The organism is Paraburkholderia sp. UYCP14C, assembly GCF_004197395.1.
Lineage (GTDB): Bacteria > Pseudomonadota > Gammaproteobacteria > Burkholderiales > Burkholderiaceae > Paraburkholderia.
On the sequence record NZ_SELS01000167.1, the window covers coordinates 1 to 4,073 of the forward strand.

The 4,073-nt window shown below is 61.5% G+C and carries 1 protein-coding gene and 3 pseudogenes; all 4 read left to right on the plus strand.

All coding sequences use genetic code 11. The features are described 5' to 3' along the window. Positions 1-250: pseudogene (locus tag EVC45_RS47435) on the plus strand (hypothetical protein); the annotation flags it as partial. 226 nt (positions 251-476) lie between these two features. Then, a pseudogene (locus tag EVC45_RS43640) lies at positions 477-896 on the plus strand (IS30 family transposase); the annotation flags it as partial. Between the two features lie 35 nt (positions 897-931). Next, positions 932-1,234: pseudogene (locus EVC45_RS43645) on the plus strand (integrase core domain-containing protein); the annotation flags it as partial. A gap of 441 nt (positions 1,235-1,675) precedes the next feature. Then, complete coding sequence (locus tag EVC45_RS43650; RefSeq protein ID WP_168991665.1) at positions 1,676-3,814, plus strand: Ulp1 family isopeptidase; 2,139 nt, start codon at positions 1,676-1,678, stop codon at positions 3,812-3,814. Positions 3,815-4,073 lie beyond the last annotated feature (259 nt).

Consider the following 4,073-nt stretch of genomic DNA (forward strand, 5'->3'; position numbering starts at 1 on the left):
CGCCGTGAAGACGCAAATCTGGTGTGCGGTCTCCACCTACGTACTGATCGCAATAGTCAAAAAGGAGCTTCAACTCGATGCCTCGCTCTACACATTGCTACAGATTCTTTCGGTCTCCGTGTTCGAGAAAACCGAGGTTTCATGCGCCTTGCGGCCTGATCTACAGGCTCCAGAAATGACGTCCAGACTCTTCAGCTTGTTCATCGCGGCTCCTCAAATCGGTCAAGGCGACACTCTAACCGATCCTTGAGCGCTATTTGCACCACAACCGCATGCCGCGCTTACGCAGGCTCTGGTTGTATTGCGACCAGTTCCGTGGAACGTAGCACTGCTTCGGGCGCTTGCGTGGCTCGCCAGACTTCAACCGTTCTTTGAAGGGCATGCTAAATGAATAGATTCACTCGATGCCGGCATTATCTCAGACCCGCAACACAACCATCAGGCCCTATCTGCTGAAGACCCTGCCGAACAAAGTCATGTTGCTGCATCTACCCCGCATGGAGGACCACGGAATCCAAAGAACGAAGAATGGACCCGCGTTGGCCGGACACGGTGCCGCCGCGGTAGGAGACGCGATTACTACGTCGATGAATGCACTGCCAGAGGAGCTGCGTAAAACCCTGACGTGGGATCAGGGTGCGGAAATGGCCCAACATGCAAAGCTGAGCATCGACACAGGGCTTCAGATCTATTTCTGTGATCCCCGGAGTCCCTGGCAGCGCGGCACGAACGAGAACACGAATGGATTGCTGCGACAGTACTTCCCAAAGGGAACAGATCTCGCTCGATATGGACCGGAAGAACTCTCAGCCGTCGCATGCGCGCTGAACAACCGACCTCGCAAAACACTTGGATCGAAAACGCCTTCCGAAGTGTTCAGCGAGCATCTATCATGAGCGCTTAGCCGGTGTTGCGACGACCGGTTGAATCCGCCCAATACGTATCAATCCGCTATACGGATCGGCTGGTCGAGGCTGGCATCGAGCCGTCAGTGGGCAGCGTGGGCGACTCCTACGATAACGCACTGGCTGAAACGATCAACGGCTTGTACAAGGCAGAGGTGATCCATCGCCTCGGACCGTGGCGCAATCCGCAGGCCGTTGAGATGGCGACGCTCGAATGGGTTGACTGGTTCAACAATCGTCGGCTCTTCGGCCCCATCGGCAACATTCCACCTGCCGAGGCGGAAGCCGCTTATTATTCAAAACTCGCTGGGTCCGCTATCGCGGCGTGACTCAAGCAAAACAGCCTCCGGGAAACCCGGGGCGGTTCACAGCTCATGAAAAACCACAAATTCCCTTCTTTTGATACCGATGCCTTTAACGAGTACTACCGGGATCTCCAAACTCAGCAGGCCCCAGCCGACCCTCAATCGGGGCACGAAAGCTCTGCGCCCTCTTCGCCGGAGCCCTCCCCGTGTGCGCGCAGCCCCGACCACATGTCGGCGGACCTGCAAGGGCTCCGTGATATTCAGATGGCTCCTCGGCAAGCCCTTGCTTCCGGCCAGGATGGACACCGCGGCTTGAAGTCTCGCATCGCCGGAGCTAAGTCGCCATCCGCCTCAACCACGCGCGATCCGGTACCGAGCGAGCCGGGCAACCGCAGCGCCAGTCATAAGGACACGTTCGCTTCAACTAGCCCGGCTCCCGATCAAAGGCTTATCAGTGGAGGTTTGTTGAAAGCGTCCACAGCACTCCTGAAACCGGATCTCGACATGGCAGCGATCGCTTCCCAGGCGGGCATGAGCGACGAGGAACTGAAACCATTCTTTACCGAGTCCGGCCCCACCGGCAAAGGTTGGGCGTTGCCGGCAAAGTGCGACGGATCGGCTCAGGCAGCCGTCATGTGGAACGTCCAGTCCGGCCTTGCCAACCGCGCCGCATCCGATCGCGGCGATACCGAGCACGCAAGCCCGGAGCCAGAATCCTCTTTTCGTGTGCCAGGCACCGCCTGGCCCGGTTGGGGATGGATTCCTGACACGCCAGCAGCAGAAGGCACTGAGGCACAGTGGCCACCGCAACCCGCCGCATCGCATTCCACGTTTGCCGGTCTCTCGTCGCTCGGCTACGGGGTGCCTTACGGCAGCCGCGCGTTCGATCCGGATACCCCGCAGTCGGTCATCGGGCCCTCGCACCCAGCGGGTCCGGAGATTGTGGACGTGGATAGCTATACCCGGCAGGCCGCCAACGTCAGCGTCGCCCAGCGGTTGGCGGCCGATCCGTGGTTGTGGGACAACGACTTCGTCGCTTATACCGATGTGCTTGCCCAGCAATGGCTCGGGCAACCCGCTGCGCACTGGCTCAACTTTATCGACCCGCAGCAGGTCCGTCTGCTGACCGACGGGACTCCTCAGCAGCGAAGGGAAGTCCTGGCCCGCATTGCTGGTCCCGACTCCCCGCCTATTCTGTTTCTGCCCGTGAACGTAGGCGATCGCCACTGGTCACTGCTCGTTGTGAACCGGCAGACCGCGCAGGCCTTCCACTACGATTCCGGGATCCCGCCGGATGGCGCCCCATTTATCACCAATACGGCCCAATTCCAGCGGGCAGCGCAGGTGGCTGCAGTCCTGGGGACAGGGGCGCCCGCGGGCATGCCAATCCCGCAGCAGGCGGACGGCTATTCCTGTGGTGACCATGTGCTGGAGGGAATCGAGGAGCTGGCGCGCAGGGTGATCACCGGCGAGTTTTTTCAACCTGACGGCATGAATCTACGCAATATCCGGCCGGACCGGCCACGTATCCTCGCCGTATTGACGCAGGCCGAGCAGTTCGGCGCCGCAATCTTCCCGGGCCCGCCTCTGCCATCAGGTGACTCCGTTCATCGTCAGTCGCGCACCTCGGGCGGCTTACGCCAGGCTGCTTCAGCGGTGTCGTCGTCCTCCGGCCGGCCGCAGCGCAGGACCAACACGTACAGCGCCAGGACAGCGCCCTATCCCGCGCCCTCGTCGCTGCCCTCCGGCTCCCGCGCAGTGACGCATACCGGCGCTGCGCCCGTGCAGCCCGCGCACACCGCCCTGATGGGCGCGCTGCCTCAGGGATTGAGCAAAGAGTACCGCTCGCTCATCAAACTGTTCCTGTGCCGTCTGGAACAGCAGGATCGTACGTGGTCGCAACTGGTGCCGGCCGGGACCACCGATCGGCGTCCCGCCGCCCTCGAACAGGTGGTCAACGCGGGCATCCGGGATCATGGCCTTCACGCCAGCACGCGGGCCGCGCTCAACCGGGCCTTCCGGTTCTGCCTGCAAGGCGAATCGGGAATCGTGCAACTTGCGCCCGTGCAGCCCGTGCACACCGCCCTGATGGGCGCGCTGCCTCAGGGGTTGAGCAACCAGTACCGCTCGCACATCAACCGGTTCCTGTGCCGTCTGGAACAGCAGGATCGTACGTGGTCGCAACTGGTGCCGACCGGGACCACCGATCCGCGTCCCGCCGCCCTTGAGCAGGCGGTCAACGCGGGCATCCGGGATCGTAGCCTTCACGCCAGCACGCGGGCCGCGCTCAACCAGGCCTTCCGGTTCGGCCTGCAAGGCGAATCCGGAATCGTGCAGCTTGCGCCCGTGCAGCCCGCGCACACCGTCCTGATGGGCGCGCTGCCTCAGGGATTGGGCCGAGTGTACCGCTCGCGCATCAACCGGTTCCTGTGCCATCTGGAGCAGCAGGGTCGTACGTGGTCGCAACTGGTGCCGGCCGGGCACACCGATGCGCGTCCCGCCGCCCTCGAGCAGGCGGTCAACGCGGGCATCCGGGATCGTAGCCTTCAGTCCAGCACACGGGCCGCGCTCAACCAGGCCTTCCGGTTCGACCTGCAGCCATGATCGAGCGAGGTTTTATCGTAAGCGGTCGATTCTCCTCACGACCGGCCGTATTCATGCCAACCGGCCATTTACTCAGAATGGGAATTCGTCGAAGGGAACGGCTGTCTGCCGATATTTCAGCTGTTTCAACCAGCCCTTGAATTGCTTGAGGTCTTCAAACGCGAGCAAATCAGTTTCCAGATGGCTCCGGTGCAAATAGGTAGCGTGGTCGAAATAATCTTTATAGATTTGGATACCTTATCGATTGAACAGGACGGCG